Here is a 17,001-nt window from a genome sequence, read left to right as displayed (position 1 = left end):
TCATGCGCGCCGTACTCTCGGCCGCCGCCACGACGGCTCTGCTCGCCTGCATCGGCTACGTCATGGTCGCGTGCGGGCCGTCCGGCGCGCCGACCGGCGGCGGCCCGCCGCCGGTCGAGCAGCCCGCCGCCTGGGAACTGGCGTTCAGCGACGAGTTTGACGGGGAATCGTTGGACCGATCACGCTGGGACGACCGGTCCAGCGCCGAGTCCGACGAGGGTCGCGGGAACAAGCCGAACCAGCAGCTGGAGTGGAACCAGGCGGCCAACTGCCGGGTCGGCGGCGGTGAGCTGGTCATGACGGCCCGACGCGAGGCGCACGCCGCCGCCTCCGGCGAGCACTACGACTGGACGTCGTGTCTCATCTCCAGCGCGCCGTCGTACGCCTTCCAGTACGGCTACGTCGAGGAGCGCGCCAAGCTGCCCGCGGCCAACGGTTTCTGGCCGGCGTTCTGGACGTGGCAGGCACCGGGCATCGACCGGCCGGTGGAGACCGACGCTTACGAGATGTACTCGGCCGACAGCCGCGAACTGCACATGACGCAGCACTCGGGCGGCCGGCACGGCTGCCAGTGGCGGCCGCCGTTCGACCCGTCGGCCGACTGGCACACGTACGCGGTCGCGATAGAACCGTCCGGGACCACCTGGTACGTCGACGGCGAGCAGGTGTGCCACACGCGGTCCACCTCCGAGGCGCCGACGAACATCATCTCCAATCTCGCCGTGTACGCCGTACGCCCGCCGGACTCCACGACGGACAGCGCCGAGAAGCGGGTCGACCACATCCGGGCGTGGACCCGCCGATGAGGCCGCAGGCGTGGCTGCGCTGTCTGGGCTTCTATTGACCTTTCGGGGTCAGGTTCAGAGTCAGGATCGAGTTTTGGGCTGCCGCGGCGCTCGTCGCGGTCCAGGCCGTCGCTCCCGCGGCCGCACCCTGCGCGGTCCACAAACCAACCCCGACGGGTGATGCCTGCGCGGCGATGGGGTGTGAGCGCGTGACGCCGTCACAGGGCAGGTTGGTTTCTGGGCCCCATACCTCACAGTCATAAATATGCCTCTCAGGTATGGGGCCTAAAACTAGTCTCTAGAACGGAAGCGGAGCGAAGACGGCGGCGCATACCACCGTCTCCCGGGCGGGGCTCGGTCGTTGTCCTTGGGTCTTGTGCCGCGGGGCTGGCAGTGCTGGTCGGGGGTTTCGGCGAGCGCTTGCGAGCCGCCGACCTGCGCGGTGCCCGCGGGAGCGTGCGGTCCGCAGGTGGCGCGGGCCGGGGCATATCTGCCCGGACAAACCCCAGACGCCGCCTGACCCCAAACCCAAAACGTCTCTAGAGACCTTCCGGAGTGAGCGCTACCCCCGGGCGCCCATGCCATCCCCAGACCCACCGCGACCGTGATCGTGAGAAACACCCGTAACACCCGCACCAGAACCACCCCACCGGCAAGCTCGGCTGGATGACGCGGGACCGGCCGTGTTGTTTACCTGCGGCATAGCGTGACTACGGACCGTCTCGGGGTGTGTGGTCGTCTGCTCTTGCCAGCATGCCCGCAGAGGTGTAAAAGGGATATAAGGCACCCGCCGGTGAGGAGATGGGACCACGAACGCCGGATGAACGTGGTTGATCTGCGGATCGCGAAACCCGCCGTCGAGGAGACGGTAAGTAGCCGGAACTAGTGAAACCCACCAACACCCACGGCGGGTGTCTCGGTGTCGTTACCGAGCCAGCGCCGGCGTCGCCCGGGGGCGGGCGGGAGCATTACCCCGACATCGGCCGGCCATCACGGGATTCTTCAGCGGTTGTCGCTGGCGTGGCGTACCAGTCGCCGTCGTGGAGGATGGTGGTGACGGGACGTCGTGCTCAACCGGATGGACGGCGGCGTGGTGTTCCCGTTGTCGACGATGCCCGGCGAGCGGGTCGGCCACGTCTACGCCGGCCCGATGGCGGGGGAGACCGACCACTTCCTGGAGGGGGTCGCCCGTGGCACACCGGTGCTCGTGCCGGCCACCGAGGCCCGCGAGGTGATGCAGGTCTACCTGGCCGCCGACGAGTCCGCCGAGACCGGCCACCCCATCGACCTCGCCCCGTCCTGGCAGCCGTCGCAAACGGCGGCCACGCTATGAGAGTCTCAACTCGCACTTGGGGTGGCCCGTCCACCCGTGTGCCCGTGCCGATCGGGTCGGGCGAGTTGCGCGCCGGAGGAAAGGGGAACCATGCGGATCACCGTGCTGGGCGCGGGTTCGTGGGGTACCACGGTCGCGTCCGTTCTTACCCGCAGGGATCACGAATCGCTGATCTGGGCGCGCAGTCCGTCCACGGCGGACGAGATCAACGCCAAGCACAGCAACGAGCGTTATCTCGAAGGCTTCCATCTCCCGGTTCGGCTTCGCGCCACCGCGGACCTCGCTGAGGCGGCAGCCCACGCGGAATTGCTCGTCGTCGGCGTGCCGACCGGAGCGTTCCGCGCCACCCTGGAACAGGTCCGGCGGGACCTGCACCCATGGATCCCCGTGGTGAGCCTCAGCAAGGGCCTGGAACGCGACTCACTGTTGCGGATGACTGAAGTGATCAAGGAGGTGCTACCGGGACATCCGGCCGCCGCGCTCACCGGTCCCAACCTGGCCAAGGAGATCATGGCAGGCATGGCGGCGGCCACTGTGATCGCAACGGAGGACCTCACCGTCGCCACGGCGATACAACAAGTGTTCCGGCGGGGCATGCTGCGCGTGTACACCAACCACGACGTGATCGGCTGCGAGGTCGGTGGCGCGCTGAAGAACGTCGTAGCGATCGCCACGGGCATCGCCCAAGGTCTAGGCGTCGGTGACAACACCCGGGCCGGGGTGATCTCCCGCGGACTCGCCGAGCTGACCACGCTGGCGGTCGCGATGGGAGGCGAGCCGAGCACGCTCGCCGGGTTGGCCGGGATGGGTGACCTGGTGGCGACGTGCATCAGTCCGCAGAGCCGCAACCGGCACGTCGGCGAGCAGCTCGGCCGCGGGCGGAGACTGGACGACATCCTCGCCGAGATGGGGCAGGTCGCCGAGGGGGTCAAGACGGTTCACGCCGCCGTTCGACTGGCTGACCAGCACGGGTTGGCCATGCCCATCACTCGCACGATCCACCGCGTCGTCACCGGCGACATCACCGCCGAGCGGGCCTATGGCGGCCTGCTGCGTACCCACCCGGCCGGACACGAGTCCGAACCTGGGTGAGCGGTCAGCGCTGCGCCGAGGTGAGGTTCCAACGGTTCCTCGGCCTGGACGCCTCGCGAGCCCGACCGGAGTCGTCGATCCAGCCGTCGCGCGTTAAGCGGATGGTGTTCACCGCGTGACGAGTTCGGTTAGTGCGGCGCTGGTCGTTTCGTCGGCCGGTAGGAATGCTTCTAATCGCAGTTCGGCGATGGTGACGTTGGTGGCGGTACCGAAGTGGGTGAGTGTGGTGATGAGCCGCAGTTCCGGGTTGTCCGGGTCGCCCGTGCGAAGGCGCAGCGGCACCGCGAAGCCGAGATGATGTGACGAGAGTTGCCGTGGGCGCGGTGGTATCAGGCCGACGAGTTCGGCGGCGAGGCGCTGGAGCCGGTCGCTGGGGTTGCGGGCGTTCTCGGCTTGGATGCTGTCGATGATGTGCCAGGCCCACTCGTCGAGGTTGACGATGCGCGGCGCGAGCCCTCCGGGATGCAGCAGGATCCGGGGGACGCTTGCCGGCGGGGCGAGCAGGTGCGGGTCCACTGCGCGGGTGATCGCGTGGAACCCGGCGTTGGCCGAGACGAGGTCGCCGTGCCGGTCGACGATCACGGCCGGGTACGGCAGATGGCCGTGCAGGATGCGGTCGAGGGCGGCGCGGACCGGCGCCAGCTGAGGGTCGTTCAGATCGCTGTGTGGGTACGCGGGCGCGAATCCCGCGGCGAGGAGCAGTTCGTTGCGTTCGCGGATCGGCACCTCCAGCGACTCGGCCAGCCGTATGATCATCGACCGGCCGGGCGTCGACCGTCCGCTCTCGATGAAGCTGACGTGCCGTTGGGTGGTGCCGGCACGCACCGCCAGCTCGAGCTGGCTGACGCGCCGTCGGGTACGCCACTGGCGCAGTGCGTCGGCGAATCCGCCCCTGGTCGACCCGATGATCACTCCTCCTGTTTAGCCGCTGGGGATGCTGGTCGGCGATTCCCTGCAAGGAATTGTCGCGCCCTGTCCGGCGCAGCACAGTCGAGGGATGACCACGATGGCGACGACACTTCCGCCCTCCGTACGCAGCTATCACGTCAACAGCGGCGACGGCGTCGATGGCCTGTCGCTGCGGACCGATGAACCACGAACGCCAGGCATCGGCGAGGTGGCGGTCGCGGTCCACGCCGTCTCGCTCAGCTTCCGCGAATTGCTGGTGCTGCGCGGGCAGTACGTGCTGCCGGTCAAACCGGACGTCATCCCCGTCTCCGACGGTGCCGGGCAGGTCATCGCCGTGGGGCCAGGTGTCCAACGGGCGCGACCGGGCGACCGGGTCACCGCCACGCTGTTCCCGCTGTGGAGGGACGGCCCGCTGCAACCGGCATACCTGCCACAACTGGGAGGCTCCCTCGACGGCATGCTCACCGAACTCGCCATCCTGCCGGAGCATGCCCTCGTCCCGATCCCCGCACACCTCTCCTACGCCGAGGCCGCGACGCTGCCGTGCGCCGCGGTCACCGCGTGGAATGCGCTGACCGGTGACGGCTCCGGGATCCAGCCCGGACACACCGTGCTGACCACCGGCTCGGGCGGGGTGTCACTGTTCGCCGTACAACTGGCCAAGCTGCTCGGCGCGACAGTGATCGCCACCACCGGCCAGCCGGGAAAGGAACAGCGCCTTCGCGACCTGGGCGCCGACGACGTCGTCAACTACCGCGCCGTGCCCGATTGGCACACCGCGGTCCGCGACATCACCGGTGGGCGCGGGGTCGACCGGGTCGTCGACACCGCCGGAACACTGGAACAGTCAATAAAATCGCTCGCCATCAACGGCCACCTCGCGTTCGTGGGGTCCCTTTCCGGGCACTGGCGACCACTCGACCCTCGCCTGCTGTTCAGTGCCGCCGCGACGATCCGGGCGTTGGCCGTCGGAAGCCACGCCCAGTTCACCCACCTGAACGAGATCATCACCGCACACCAACTCCGGCCCGTCATCGACCGAGTGTTCCCCTTCGAGGAAGCCGGCGCGGCGTACCGGTACTACGAGTCAGCCAGCCCGTTCGGAAAAGTCATCATCAAGCGGACGGCGAGTTGATCGAGGTCGATGAACCTGTGCGTGAGGCTCTGCGTGCGTAGAGTCATGAGGCGTTTGTTGAGTGTTGAACGGGGTCGTCTGATCGTCGTTGTAGGCGCACTCGCGGCATTGCTGGGCGTATCGGTGCTGGTGCAGGTCGGTGCGCGGCTCGACGCAGGCAACACCGGGCGAGTCGAGTCGGAGCCGGTGGGTGACGCGTACGCCCGCCTGCCGCTGACGTTCGTCGAGAATCGGGGACAGGCCGACGGGCAGGTGCGGTACCTCGCCCAGGGCGGGCGGTACGGTTTCTTCTTCACACCCGATTCGCTCGCGATGTCATTGTTAGAGCAGGATAGTGCGACAGGTGTCAATCTCTTCCTGGATTTCATCGATGCAAATCCCAACGTTTCGGTAGGCGCGGCGCACGGGGCGCCTACCACGGTCAGTTACCTTCGGGCGGATTCGCCGGCCGGCTCCCGCCGGGGCCTGCCGACCTACGGCGAGGTCACCTACCGGCAGTTGTGGTCGGGCGTGGACATGGCCATCACGGGGCGCGACGGCGTGCTGAAGTACGAGTTCCGCCTGGCACCCGGCGCGCGGGTCGACGACATCCAGCTGGCCTATCGCGGCGCGGATCGGCTGACAACCGACGAGGCGGGCGGCCTCCTGGTCGACACCACGCTTGGGACGCTGCGGGACACACCGCCCGTGTCGTACCAGGTGATCGACGGCCAGCGGGTGCCGGTCGCGAGCCGCTACCTGCTCGCGGGCGGGTCCTACGGCTTCGCGGTTGGCGGCTACGACCCGGAGCACGAGCTCGTCATCGACCCGGGCCTGGAGTACTCGACCTTCCTCGGCGGCTTCGGCAACCAGACCGGTGCGGCGATCGCCGTCGACGCGGCGGGCAGTGCCTACGTCACCGGCTTCACCCAGTCGCCGACGTTTCCGACGACGGCCGGCGCTTTCGACCGGACCGGGTCGGCGAGCAACGATCTCGACGCGTTCGTGGCCAAGCTCAACCCGGCGGGCACAGGGCTGGCCTACTCCACCTTCCTCGGCGGCACCAACTTCGACTGGGGCCGGGACATAGCGGTGGACGCCGCCGGCAACGCCTACGTGGCCGGCCAGACGAAATCCTCCAGCTTCCCGACCACCAGCAACGCGTTCGACCGGACGTTCAATGTGGACAGCTGCCCGCGGTGCGGCATCGACCAGTACGACGCGTTCGTGGCCAAGCTGAATCCGAGCGGCTCCCAGCTGGTCTACTCGACGTTCCTCGGCGGGTTCGACTTCGACGACATCCTCTCGATCGCGCTGGACGGCACCGGCCAGGCATACGTGGCCGGGCAGACGGTGTCGAGCAACTTCCCGACGACCGCCGGCGCGTTCGACACCACGGCCAACGGGGAGTACGACGCTTTCGTGGCGAAGTTCAACGCATCCGGCTCCCAGCTGGTCTACTCAACGCGCCTCGGCGGTACGGACAACGAGCTTCCCAGCGCGATCGCGGTCGACGCGTCGGGCAACGCGGTGGTCGGTGGTTCGACCAGGTCTGCCGGCTTCCCGACGACTCCGGGAACGCTCCAGCCCGTGCACAGCGGCGGGGACTTCCTCGACCTGTTCGAGGGCTTCGTCACCAAGGTGAACGCCACGGGTTCGGCCCTGGTGTATTCGACGTTCCTCGGAGGGACGAAGCCGGACAGCGTCAGCGACGTCTCCCTCGACGCGCTCGGCAATGCCTACCTCCTCGGCGGGACGCAGTCCGCGGCGTTCCCGACCACACCCGGCACGTTCGACACCACGTTCGACGGCACCAGCCAGTCGTTCGCCGTGAAGCTGAACGCCACCGGCTCGGCGCTGCTCTACTCGACGTTCCTCGGTAGGGCCGGCGCGGGATCGGGTGCCCTCACCGGGGACGGCAGCATCTGGCTGGCCGGCGGTGGCGGACCCGACGCGTTCGTCAGCCCCGACGCGTGGGACCCGCAGTTCAGCGGGGGCTCGTCGGACGCCTACGTGGCCAAGCTGAACGCCACCGCCACCGCGCTCGACTACGCCACCTTCCTCGGCGGGACCGAGTCGGACGGCGCCTTCGACGTGGCGCTCGACCCAGCCGGCAACGTCTACGTCAGCGGTCGCACCACCTCAGCGGACTTCCCGACCACCGCCGGAGCCTTCGACCGGGTCTACAGTGGAGACCCGTTCATCCTCGGGGCCGAGGCGTGGATAGCCAAGCTCGCCGTCGGTCCGGGCACCCCGCCGCCACCCCCGCCGCCTCCGCCCGTGCCCACCGCGCCGGAGCTCGCCAGCCCCGCCGGCGGCGCCACGGTCGCCCAACCGGTGACATTCGCCTGGAACCCCGTGACCGAGGCCGCCTCGTACACGATCCAGGTGGACGAGATCTCCGCGTTCGGCGCGCCGTTGATCCTGACCGCGAACGTCACAGTCACCGAGGTCACCACCGGCACGCTTCCCGCCGGCACCTGGTTCTGGCGGGTACGGGCCGTGAACCCGGCCGGCACCCCGGGTCCGTGGTCGCAGTTCCGCACGATCACGGTGCAGGCGCCACCGACGCCGCCTCCGACACCTACGCCCACGCAGCCGCTCCCCGCCCCCGCACCGCTGAGCCCCGGCAGTGACGCCCGCATCCCACCGGGCACGACGATCACCTTCGACTGGGGTGACGTCTCGGGCGCCGCGAGCTACACCATCCAGATCGACGACAGCCAGAGCTTCCAGGCACCGTTCACGCTCGAAGCGACCGGCGCCGCCTCGCAGCACACCGCCAGCGGACTTCCCACCCAGCGGATGTGGTGGCGAGTACGCGCCAACGATGGCAACGGCGTCCCAGGGGCTTGGTCGCCGGCCCGGCGGTTCGAAATGAGGAACTGAGTGTGACGTTCACAGCTGTCGCCGCGGATGAGCAGTCGGCAGGAGGCGGCGGTCCCGGGCTACTGGGCCGGCCACCGCCCGGCGACGCCAAAGTCCGGCGATTTGAGGACTGATCAGGGTCGCGCTCGGTCGTGCCGAAGGCCCCGGCCCGCGTCACCTGCGGACCGCATGCTCCCGCGGGCACCGCGCAGGTCGGCGGCTCGCAAGCGCTCGCCGAAACCCCCGACCAGCACTGCCAGCCCCGTGGCACAAGACCCAAGGACAACGACCGAGCCCCGCCCGGGAGACGGCAGTGTGCGTCGCCGTCTTTGCACTGCTTCCGTTCTAGAGACTAGTTTTAGGCCCTATACCTGAGAGGCATATTTATGACTGTGAGGTATGGGGCCCAGAAACCAACCTGCCCTTTGACGGCGTCACGCGCTCACACCCCATCGCCGCGCAGGCATCGCCCGTCGGGGATGCTCCTATGGATGTCAAGTGGCGGGTTCAAGATTGTTTGTTGTGATGATTTGGTAGAGTTCGCGGGCGACGTACCGTTTGAGGCATCGGATGATCTCTTTCTTGGATAGGCCGTCTTTGGTGCGTCGCTGCATGTAGGCGCGGGTGTTGGGGTCCCAGCGCAGCCGGCTGAGTACGACGCGGTAGAGGGCGGCGTTGGCTTGTCGGTCGCCGCCGCGGTTGAGGCGGTGTCGGGTGGTTTTGCCGGATGAGGCGGGTAGTGGGGCGACGCCGCAGAGCATGGCGAACGCGGCCTCGGAGTGGAGTCGGTCGTGGTTTTCGCCGGCGGTGACTAGTAGTTGGCCGGCGGTGTCGGTGCCGACACCGTGGACGGCGGCCAGTCACAACGCCACGTCCGGTGAGTGCACGAGCACCTCCCGGCCGGAGGCCGACAAATCCCGGGCAAGACCCGAAGTCAGTTGGTTGTTGGGTCAAACCCCGGCGGGAGGTGCTCACAAACATCATCTCTGTTGGTTGTGGACCGCGCAGGGTGCGGCCGCGGGAGCGACGGCCCGGACCGCGACGAGCGCCGCGGCAGCTCAGAACTCGATCCTGATTTGAAGTACCGCCCCGCGTCGTGTCGGTGACAGGTGCAACGGCCGTGCCGACCTGTGGCTCCTTGCGAGCTCGCCGGCGCGGCCTGACGAGAGGTGAAGGCAGGTCTGGACGGTTGTCGGTCCGTCCGTTGGTGGGGGTTGGGCGGTACGGCCATCCCGGGAAGATGAGGCGCGCCGGATGGGATGGGCGGATCCTCGGCTCAGCGAGGATTCGGAGACGGGACTATGGCGGTCAAATCGGATGTTGAGGATCGGCCTGCACCTTTGGGTGGACGCTGGTACGCGCAGCCGCCCGATGCCGTCACCACAGCGTTCGGGGTCGACCCGGCCGCCGGGTTAACGGCTGGGCGGGTGGCGGAGCGGCTGGGCGCGGATGGCCCGAACGCACTGCCCGAGGAGAAGCCAAAGCCGGCCTGGCTCCGATTTCTTGATGAATATCGCACTTACATGCAAATCATCCTGATCGTCGCTGCGGTGGTGTCGCTGGTCGTCGGCGAATGGGGCACCGCGATCATGCTCGTTTTGCTGACGATCGTCAATGCCGTTGTGGGGCTACGGCAGCAGGGTAAAGCAGAGAGCGCCATGAATGCGCTCAAATCAATGATGAAGGCATCCGCCCGCGTACGGCGCGACGGTGCTGAGTCACAGATTCCGGCGGAGCGGCTGGTCGCCGGCGACATCGTGCTGATCGCCGCGGGGGATCAGGTGCCGGCGGACGGGCGGATCATCGCGGCGAGAGCGCTGCAGATCGACGAGTCGGCGCTGACGGGAGAGAGCACGCCGGCGGCCAAGGACGCGGGAACGTTGCCGGACGCCGAGGTCGGCCCGGGTGACCAGACGAACATGGCGTTCATGAACACTCCGGTGACGCACGGCAGCGGGACCATGATCGTCACCGGCACCGGTGCGCGTACCGAACTGGGCAAGATCTCCGGATTGCTGGCGGGCACGGCTATGGAGAAGTCCCCGCTGACCAAGGAGCTCAACCGGCTCACGCTGTGGATCGCATCGGCGGCCGGCTTCACGATGATCGTGATGTTCGTCCTGGGGCGCCAGCGTGGCGAGGCGTGGATGTACTGTTCGTCGCCGCCGTCTCGCTGGCGATCGCGGCGATCCCGGAGGCGCTACCCACGGTTTCCCAGACCATCCTGTCGATCGGTGGCGTCGATCTAGCCAATCGCAACGCGATCGTCAAAGACCTGCCCTCGGTCGAGACGCTGGGGTTTGTCTCGGCGATCAACTCCGACAAGACCGGCACGCTGACGATGAACCAGATGACCGCGGTGGAGGTGATCGATCCCGGCGACCGGTACACCATCTCCGGGATCGGCTACGGCCTGGCGGGCAGGGTTCATCATACGGCGGGAAGTGCTGCCACGCTCGACGACCAGATCTTGCCGTACTTGGTCGCGAACGACGCCGTACTCGTGGACGGCAAGGTCGTGGGCGACCCGACCGAGGGCGCGCTGCTCGTACTCGGGCACAAGGCCGGCCTGGACGTCGACGCCACCCGCGAGCGGCTGCCCCGGCTGGCGACCTTACCGTTCGATCCGAGCTACAAGCTGATGGCGACGTTCAACCAGACCAAGGATGCGGCAGGTAGGTCAGTTGTGCGGGCCTTCGTCAAGGGCGCGGCGCCGGCCGTCGTCGAGCGCAGCAGTTCCGGTGGCGAGTGGGCACACGCTCATCTGGAGCGCATGGAGAGCGGCGGCCAGCGGGTGATGGCCGCTGCCACCCGGGACATCGATGCTGCCGACTTCGACCCGGAGGCCGATCTGCTCGACTACGTCACCGAGTTGCGGCTGGCCAGCTTGGTCGGGATGGTGGATCCGCCGCGCGATGAGTCGAAGACCGCGGTGCGCAACGCTCAGCGAGCGCACATCCGGGTGCGAATGGTGACCGGAGACGACGTCATCACTGGCGCGGCGATCGCCAAGCAGATCGGCATCTCGGGGGAGGCCATCCTTGGTGCCGACTTCGCCGCCCTGCCCGAGGCAGAACGGCTCAGGCGGGTGGACAGTATCGGCGTGGTCGGCCGGGTCGCACCCGAGCACAAGGTGCTGCTCGCCGACACGTTGAAGAAGAACGGTGATGTCGTCGCCATGACCGGCGACGGGGTGAACGACGCCCCGGCCATCAAGTCCGCCGACATCGGTATCGCCATGGGGAACGGGACCGAGGTAGCCAAGAACGCGAGCCGGATGATCCTCTCGGACGACAACTTCGCGACGATCATCTTCGCCGTCGAGCAGGGTCGCAAGATCTACGACAACCTCACGAAGTACATCCGCTTCGTGCTCGTCCTGCTCGTCGTGTTCGTGCTGACCTTCCTGGGCGCCAGCCTGTTCAACATCGCCGCCGGAGAGCCGTTCACGCCAGCGCAGGTCTTGTGGATCCACTTCGTGGTCAACGCCGCGTTCGGCTTCGCGCTCGGTTTCGACCGGGAGACTCCAGGGCTGATGTCCTTGCGTCCCCGCCCGCGTGGCGAGTCGGTGCTTACCCGGCGCATGGTCATCACGGTCGGGCTGGTCGGGCTCGCCATCACCGTGGGCCTGCTCGGGCTGATCGAGCTTGGCGCGTCCCGCTACGACAGCGTCGAGGTCGGCCAATCCATCGCGTTCACGTCGTTCGCGCTGTGCCTGATCGTGGCCGCGGTCGAGTGCCGCAGCGAAACCGATACGGCACTGACGCCGGCGACATTCGACAGCAAGCAGTTGAACTGGGCAATCGTCGTGGAGTTTGCGTTGGCGGTGTTCGTCACCCAGATGGACGCCTTCCGGCGCATTCTCGGCACGGTGGAGATCAACGCGTTGCAGTTCGCCTGGGCGCTCGTCCCGCCCATCGCGCTGCTGATCCTGTGGGAGTTGGGCAAGCTGCTGGTCCGGCGATTCGCGGCGATGCCACCCGCGAGAAAAGAGGAACAGAAGGGATTCGTGTGATGGCCAAGCCAGCCGAAAAACGGATCGCCAAGTTCATCAAGCCGTTCCGGGTCAGGCCCGGGGCGAGCGTGCACCTGGCCAAGGACTTCGATCCGGGGTACAAGGCGAGCTTCCTGCACAAGAAGGAGAGCGTGGACCTGCTCCACCGGGTCAATGGCTTGCTGGTCGACTACCAGGCGCGGCTGGCCGCCGACGACCAGCACGGGGTACTGGTCGTCCTGCAGGCGCTCGACGCGGCCGGCAAAGACGGCACGATCCGTCATGTCATGAGTGGGGTCAACCCGCAGGGTGTTCACGTGTCCAGCTTCAAGGTGCCCTCGGCGGAGGAACTCAACCACGACTACCTATGGCGGTACGCCCAACGCCTCCCCGGCCGCGGGGAGATCGCCATCTTCAACCGTTCGCACTACGAGGAGGTCCTCGTCGTACGCGTGCATCGGGAACTGCTGGACCGACAGAAACTGCCCGACGAGTGCAAGGCTGGCAACATCTGGAAGCGACGCTACCGGGCCATCAACAACTTCGAACGCCACCTGGCCGACAACGGCTTTCGCATCGTGAAGCTGTTCCTCAACCTGTCCAGGGAGGAGCAGCGGATCCGCTTCCTGCGCCGCATCGACCTGGCCGACCACAACTGGAAGTTCTCGGCCGCCGACGTGCGGGAGCGCCAGCGCTGGGACGACTACCAGGCCGCGTTCTCCGAGATGCTCTCGCACACGAGCACGAAGTGGGCGCCGTGGTATGTGATCCCCGCCGACCACAAGTGGTTCGCCCGCATCTCCGCGGCCGCCATCATCGCGCACTCGTTGATCGAGATAAGCCCGCAGTACCCGCAGGTGAGCGCCGAGGTACGCGACGCGCTCCTCAAGACGCGCGTCGAACTCGAGGCCGAGGCACCCGAGGGCGCCGCCGCCGATCCTTACCAGGCGGAGCACCCGGAGGAGGTGTCGGTGCCGAAGACCGGGACGGCCGGCGGGCGGCCGTCCCGGGTATGACGGTTGCTGGCGCTTACGGGGGTGTGAGCGTTCCGGTGATCCACAGTTTGCTGCCGGGGCGGGGGATCGGCAGGGCGCGGGCCTCGACGCAGACGTCGCCTGGCAGCGGTGCCTGTGACGCGCCGTTGGCCTTGAGGTTGAGGTGCCCGAGGGCGAGGAGGTTCTGTTCGGCCAGGTCTCCGACGGACAGCACCCGCATGGTGGTGCCGTCGATGACGACCTCGTCGCCGGTAGTCAGTCCGCTCTTGGCCACGGTGGGGTGGTGCAGGACGGAGAAGTCGTGCAGTTCCTCCGGGGCGGCGTCGGAGAAGAAGACCAGGATCTGCTGCTCGACGAAGTCGGGTACGAGAGCGCCCACGGCGGTTACCTCGGTGGCGTACCGGGTCACTTCCATGGTCACGCCTCGGTGACGTTCTCCGGCTTGACGCCGGACACGAAGATGTCTTCCTTGATGAACATGGCTAGCGGCCCGGCCGGCGAGGTGGGGTGTACGTCCACGGTCGGCACCTTCTTCATGGGGTACACGCCGATGCGGGCGGTGCCGCCGCAGTCGATGACCGCGACCGCGATCCGGTCGAACGGCGCCGAGCTGCGGAAGCCGTCGAACGGCTCGCCGCCGGTGAGCTCGGCGATGCGTTGCGCGACAGGGTGGATGCCGCCGCCGGTCACCGAGTAGATGAGGTTGCGGGTGCTGTTCGGCTGGATCACGAGCGGTCCGCCCCAGCCACCGCGCCCTGCGGCGATCCGTACGCTCTTGTAGTCACCCATCGTTGCCGTCCTTCCTGGGTCCGGTCAGTCCGCGTTGCTGTAGAGGCCGAAGCTGGCGAAGTAGGCGAGCACCACGGCCAGCGGCCCGGTGACGACCCGGGAGAAGAGCACGGCGGGCACGCCGACTTCCACAGTTTCCTGTTCCGCCTCGCCGAGGGCCAGACCGACCGGTATGAAATCGCAGCCCACCTGGGGGTTGATCGCGAAGAGCGCGGGCAGTGCGAACTGTGGCGGGATCTTGCCCTCGCCGATCTGTACGCCGATCAGCGTGCCGATGATCTGCGCCATCACGGCGCCGGGGCCGAGCAGGGGGGAGAGCACCGGCAGCGCACAGATGATCGCCATGATCAGCAGGCCGATGAGGGAGCCGGCCAGCCCGCGTAGGCCCTTGGCGAGCGCCTCGCCGACGCCGGTCGTGGTGATGATGCCGATGATCAGGGATACGAAGGCCATGAACGGCAGCACGTTGCGCAGGATGGTGTCGATCGAGTCCCGGCCGGCCTGGTAGAGCGTGCCGACCACGGTGCCGACCCGCTTGCCGATGCCGACCAGGACGGCGTTGAACGTGTCGACCGGGCCGCGGCGGGGGCTTCGATCTTCTCGGTTGTGGCGGTCATGCCGTCGCCTCCTGGGTCTGGCGGGCGCGGCGGGACAGCAGCACCTTGGTGATGATCTCGGTGACGACGCCGCGGATGAAGATGACGAGCAGGCCGACCAGGAAGTAGCGCACCGCCAGGTCGCCGAGCAGGATCGCGCTGTTGTTGGCGGCGAGCGTGGTGATGCCGGCGGCGATGCCGCCGTATACGAAGTACTCGCCGGGGTTGGCGTGCGGGAAGATGCCGAGGATGGGGTGGACGAAGCTGACGGCCGAGTCGTAGAAGGCGGGCTTCTTCTCTTCCGGCAGGAACCGTCCGAGCGTGTACGCCATCGGGTTGGTGAGGAAGAAGACCGCGAGGAACGGCAGGACCAGGTAGCGCAGGGGGTAGTAGATCAGGCCCGGCCGTGCGGCGACCGCGCCGAGCCTGTCGATGCGCTCCGGCCCGATCATCCGGATCAGCGCGTTGACCGCGGTGAGCAGGATGATCAGCAGGGGGACGATGCCGACCAGCAGGGACACGAAGGTCTCTCCACCGGCTTTGAAGACGCCGATGAAGTCCTCGGCCCAGTGCGCGAGGGTGCCGAGTACGCCCTTGGGGGGTTCGGGCGTGCCCTCCTCAGCCAGGTATATCCAGTCAGTTAGCACGGGTGGCTCCTTGCGACAGTGACGGCGGGTTCAGTTCCCCGTGGCGGCGGGCTTGCTCTGGCGCGGCGTTCCGGCCAGGAATCCCGCCGCTTGGGTCGCGGCGGCGAGTAGGAGTGGTGACAGGGTCGACTCGACGCCCCCGCGCGCCAGGTCGCTGATGTGGACGCCGTCCAGTGCGGGCAGTGCCCGGGGGCGGGCAAAGACGGTGAGGCCGGTCATCGCCCGGGCGGCGACCACGCGGCCGGTGTCGTCGGCGGCGAGTGCCACGTACGCTCGCCGGAACATCCGGCGTCGGCCCATGCCGACCGCGACCCGCCCCGACCTGCGCAGGACGCGGGTCTCTCGCAGGAATGACCTCGCCTGGACCCATGCCATCGCGAACTGCCCGACCCATAGGACGCCGAGGCCGAGAAACAAGACGGTGATCGACTCCACGATCACCCTCCCTCCATGGCGGACGGCTATTTTCACATCCGTGCAATGGTGCGAACGAATGTGCAAAGTTTCTAGCATGTGATCGCAGCCACACGCAAGACCCTGACCTGCGCCGCGAACGGGGATGCCGGGAAGTGTGCGTGGGAAGTGCATAATCGTGACCGTTGGTGAAGACGACCGGACGGATGTGACGATGCCCGCGCCCCGCAACCGCGACGTGCTGGTCAAGGTGGCCCGGATGTACTACGAGGACAACCTGTCCCAGCAGCAGGTCGCCGAAGAGCTCGGCCTGAGCAGGGCCAACGTGTCCCGGATCCTGGCGTCCGCTCGTGAGCAGGGCATCGTCGATATCCGCATCCACGACCCCAGCGGCCGCGACACGACGCTCGAAGGCGAGATACAGAGCGCGTTCGGTCTCGCCGACTGCCGGGTGGTCAGCGGCCGGCCGTACGAGGCGGCCCTGCGTCAGGTCGGCCCGGTGGCGGCCGAGTGGCTGCTCGACTCGCTCCGGGCCGAGCAGCGGGTGTCGCTGTCCTGGGGCCGCACGCTCCAGGCGATGGTCGACGCCGTGGACACTGATCGGACGTTCCCGGTCGAGGTGCTACCCCTGGTCGGCGGCCTGTCCTCGGTGACGTCGGAGATCACCGGCGAGGAGCTCGTCCGCGAGTTGGCGACCCGCCTCGGCACCACGTTCCAGCGGCTGCACGCGCCCGCGCTGCTGGAGTCGGCGGCGGCCCGGACCACCTTGATGGCCGAGCCGGCGATCGCGTCGGTGTTGCAGGCCGCCGCCCATTCCTCGCTCTCGTTCGTCGGCCTGGGCGCGTACGGCGTGGGTTCGTCGGCGGCGGTGATCGACGCGTTGCGGCTCACGCCCACGCAGCGGGCCCGGTTCGTGCGCGCCAACCCGGTTGGCGACGTGTGCGCGCGGTTCTTTGACGCGGACGGTCAGGAGATCCACGGCGAGGTGCACGACCGCGTGCTCGCGGTGTCGATAGCGGATCTTCGCGCCATCGCGACCGTGGTCGGCCTGGCCGTCGGGGAGGAGAAGGCTCGCGGGGTCCTCGGCGCCCTCAGGGGCGGCTTCCTCAACGTGCTCATCTGCGACGACGCGCTGGCGAAGGCGCTACTGGCGCTGGCGGAGCGCTGAGCTCAACCCGCCGCGTCGGGATCCGTCTTCAGCATCGCGAGCAACTCGGCAAGCGCCTGCTCCGCGGCCGGTCCGTCGGTCTGCACCTGCACCTGTTCGCCGCACGCGATGGCGAGGCCGAGTACCGCCAGGATGCTCTTGGCGTCGACCTGCGCCTGGCCGACCCGGCCGATCCGTACGGTGCCGGGCATCCGTGCCGCGGCCTGCACCAGCAACGCCGCCGGTCGTGCGTGCAACCCGGCCCGGGCCGCCACATTTACCGTTCCCTGAGGCACTGTCATCTCCTCGTGTCGCACA

The 17,001-nt window shown here is 68.0% G+C and carries 16 protein-coding genes and 1 pseudogene; 9 read left to right on the top strand and 8 right to left on the bottom strand.

Features of this window, described 5'->3' with window-relative positions:
- Positions 1-2 precede the first annotated feature (2 nt).
- The 3 genes from Prum_RS04135 to Prum_RS04125 all read left to right on the top strand — a co-directional run bounded on the left by Prum_RS04135 (position 3) and on the right by Prum_RS04125 (position 3,210).
- Positions 3-806, top strand: coding sequence for a glycoside hydrolase family 16 protein (locus tag Prum_RS04135; RefSeq protein ID WP_173074106.1), 804 nt, complete (start codon positions 3-5; stop codon positions 804-806).
- 1,045 nt (positions 807-1,851) lie between these two features.
- Complete coding sequence (locus Prum_RS04130; RefSeq protein WP_173074104.1) at positions 1,852-2,118, top strand: hypothetical protein; 267 nt, start codon at positions 1,852-1,854, stop codon at positions 2,116-2,118.
- Positions 2,119-2,208: 90 nt separating this feature from the next.
- On the top strand, positions 2,209-3,210 hold the full coding sequence (locus tag Prum_RS04125) for an NAD(P)H-dependent glycerol-3-phosphate dehydrogenase (RefSeq protein WP_173074102.1): 1,002 nt from the start codon (positions 2,209-2,211) through the stop codon (positions 3,208-3,210).
- A gap of 108 nt (positions 3,211-3,318) precedes the next feature.
- Here the strand turns inward: Prum_RS04125 and Prum_RS04120 are convergent, their stop codons facing one another.
- Complete coding sequence (locus Prum_RS04120; protein WP_173074100.1) at positions 3,319-4,122, bottom strand: helix-turn-helix domain-containing protein; 804 nt, start codon at positions 4,120-4,122, stop codon at positions 3,319-3,321.
- An 85-nt stretch (positions 4,123-4,207) separates the two neighbouring features.
- Here Prum_RS04120 and Prum_RS04115 point away from each other — a divergent pair, with 85 nt between their 5' ends.
- Together Prum_RS04115 and Prum_RS04110 are read left to right on the top strand one after the other, a co-directional pair.
- On the top strand, positions 4,208-5,254 hold the full coding sequence (locus Prum_RS04115) for a zinc-dependent alcohol dehydrogenase family protein (protein WP_218577015.1): 1,047 nt from the start codon (positions 4,208-4,210) through the stop codon (positions 5,252-5,254).
- Positions 5,255-5,362: 108 nt separating this feature from the next.
- The gene (locus Prum_RS04110) at positions 5,363-8,122 is read left to right on the top strand and encodes a DUF7948 domain-containing protein (protein WP_173074099.1); all 2,760 of its coding nucleotides are present in this window, start codon (positions 5,363-5,365) and stop codon (positions 8,120-8,122) included.
- A gap of 473 nt (positions 8,123-8,595) precedes the next feature.
- Here the strand turns inward: Prum_RS04110 and Prum_RS04105 are convergent.
- Positions 8,596-8,946: pseudogene (locus Prum_RS04105) on the bottom strand (transposase); the annotation flags it as partial.
- Positions 8,947-9,402: 456 nt separating this feature from the next.
- Between Prum_RS04105 and Prum_RS49210 the strand changes: the two are divergent.
- Genes Prum_RS49210 through Prum_RS04095 form a run of 3 tightly spaced genes read left to right on the top strand, consistent with a single transcriptional unit; the run spans position 9,403 to position 13,111 of the window.
- The gene (locus Prum_RS49210) at positions 9,403-10,350 is read left to right on the top strand and encodes an HAD-IC family P-type ATPase (protein ID WP_218577013.1); all 948 of its coding nucleotides are present in this window, start codon (positions 9,403-9,405) and stop codon (positions 10,348-10,350) included.
- The gene (locus Prum_RS04100) at positions 10,245-12,116 is read left to right on the top strand and encodes a cation-translocating P-type ATPase (protein ID WP_218577011.1); all 1,872 of its coding nucleotides are present in this window, start codon (positions 10,245-10,247) and stop codon (positions 12,114-12,116) included. Before Prum_RS49210 ends, Prum_RS04100 begins: the two co-directional genes overlap by 106 nt.
- Complete coding sequence (locus Prum_RS04095) at positions 12,116-13,111, top strand: PPK2 family polyphosphate kinase (RefSeq protein WP_173074097.1); 996 nt, start codon at positions 12,116-12,118, stop codon at positions 13,109-13,111. Before Prum_RS04100 ends, Prum_RS04095 begins: the two co-directional genes overlap by 1 nt.
- Positions 13,112-13,124: 13 nt before the next feature.
- Here the strand turns inward: Prum_RS04095 and Prum_RS04090 are convergent, their stop codons facing one another.
- The 5 genes from Prum_RS04090 to Prum_RS04070 all read right to left on the bottom strand — a co-directional run bounded on the left by Prum_RS04090 (position 13,125) and on the right by Prum_RS04070 (position 15,563).
- The gene (locus Prum_RS04090; RefSeq protein WP_246278523.1) at positions 13,125-13,505 is read right to left on the bottom strand and encodes a PTS glucitol/sorbitol transporter subunit IIA; all 381 of its coding nucleotides are present in this window, start codon (positions 13,503-13,505) and stop codon (positions 13,125-13,127) included.
- 2 nt (positions 13,506-13,507) lie between these two features.
- Positions 13,508-13,879 (bottom strand): PTS glucitol/sorbitol transporter subunit IIB, encoded by a 372-nt coding sequence (locus tag Prum_RS04085; RefSeq protein ID WP_173074093.1) that lies wholly within the window; start codon positions 13,877-13,879, stop codon positions 13,508-13,510.
- Positions 13,880-13,903: 24 nt separating this feature from the next.
- Positions 13,904-14,401: a PTS glucitol/sorbitol transporter subunit IIB gene (locus Prum_RS04080; protein WP_218577010.1), complete on the bottom strand. Its 498-nt coding sequence runs from the start codon at positions 14,399-14,401 to the stop codon at positions 13,904-13,906.
- Positions 14,402-14,492: 91 nt separating this feature from the next.
- Entirely contained in the window at positions 14,493-15,122 is a 630-nt protein-coding gene (gene srlA, locus Prum_RS04075; RefSeq protein WP_218577008.1) for a PTS glucitol/sorbitol transporter subunit IIC, read from the bottom strand.
- A gap of 30 nt (positions 15,123-15,152) precedes the next feature.
- On the bottom strand, positions 15,153-15,563 hold the full coding sequence (locus Prum_RS04070; RefSeq protein ID WP_218577007.1) for a transcriptional regulator GutM: 411 nt from the start codon (positions 15,561-15,563) through the stop codon (positions 15,153-15,155).
- A gap of 151 nt (positions 15,564-15,714) precedes the next feature.
- Between Prum_RS04070 and Prum_RS04065 the strand changes: the two genes are divergently transcribed.
- Entirely contained in the window at positions 15,715-16,704 is a 990-nt protein-coding gene (locus Prum_RS04065; protein ID WP_218577006.1) for a sugar-binding transcriptional regulator, read from the top strand.
- Positions 16,705-16,706: 2 nt separating this feature from the next.
- On the opposite strand, the gene Prum_RS04060 is transcribed toward Prum_RS04065, so the two are convergent.
- Complete coding sequence (locus tag Prum_RS04060; protein ID WP_173074089.1) at positions 16,707-16,985, bottom strand: HPr family phosphocarrier protein; 279 nt, start codon at positions 16,983-16,985, stop codon at positions 16,707-16,709.
- Between the last annotated feature and the right edge of the window lie 16 nt (positions 16,986-17,001).

It is taken from the genome of Phytohabitans rumicis, assembly GCF_011764445.1.
Classification (GTDB): domain Bacteria; phylum Actinomycetota; class Actinomycetes; order Mycobacteriales; family Micromonosporaceae; genus Phytohabitans; species Phytohabitans rumicis.
The sequence above is the reverse complement of the archived record's forward strand: the minus strand, read 5'-3'. Positions and strand labels throughout refer to the sequence as shown.

Bases quoted from the DNA above. Each gene is read 5' to 3' on its own strand.
- Prum_RS49210 (WP_218577013.1), top strand. From the start codon at position 9,403: ATGGCGGTCAAATCGGATGTTGAGGATCGGCCTGCACCTTTGGGTGGA.
- Prum_RS04085 (WP_173074093.1), bottom strand. From the start codon at position 13,879: ATGGGTGACTACAAGAGCGTACGGATCGCCGCAGGGCGCGGTGGCTGG.
- Prum_RS04115 (WP_218577015.1), top strand. From the start codon at position 4,208: ATGACCACGATGGCGACGACACTTCCGCCCTCCGTACGCAGCTATCAC.
- Prum_RS04060 (WP_173074089.1), bottom strand. From the start codon at position 16,985: ATGACAGTGCCTCAGGGAACGGTAAATGTGGCGGCCCGGGCCGGGTTG.
- Prum_RS04095 (WP_173074097.1), top strand. From the start codon at position 12,116: ATGGCCAAGCCAGCCGAAAAACGGATCGCCAAGTTCATCAAGCCGTTC.
- Prum_RS04135 (WP_173074106.1), top strand. From the start codon at position 3: ATGCGCGCCGTACTCTCGGCCGCCGCCACGACGGCTCTGCTCGCCTGC.
- Prum_RS04125 (WP_173074102.1), top strand. From the start codon at position 2,209: ATGCGGATCACCGTGCTGGGCGCGGGTTCGTGGGGTACCACGGTCGCG.
- Prum_RS04090 (WP_246278523.1), bottom strand. From the start codon at position 13,505: ATGGAAGTGACCCGGTACGCCACCGAGGTAACCGCCGTGGGCGCTCTC.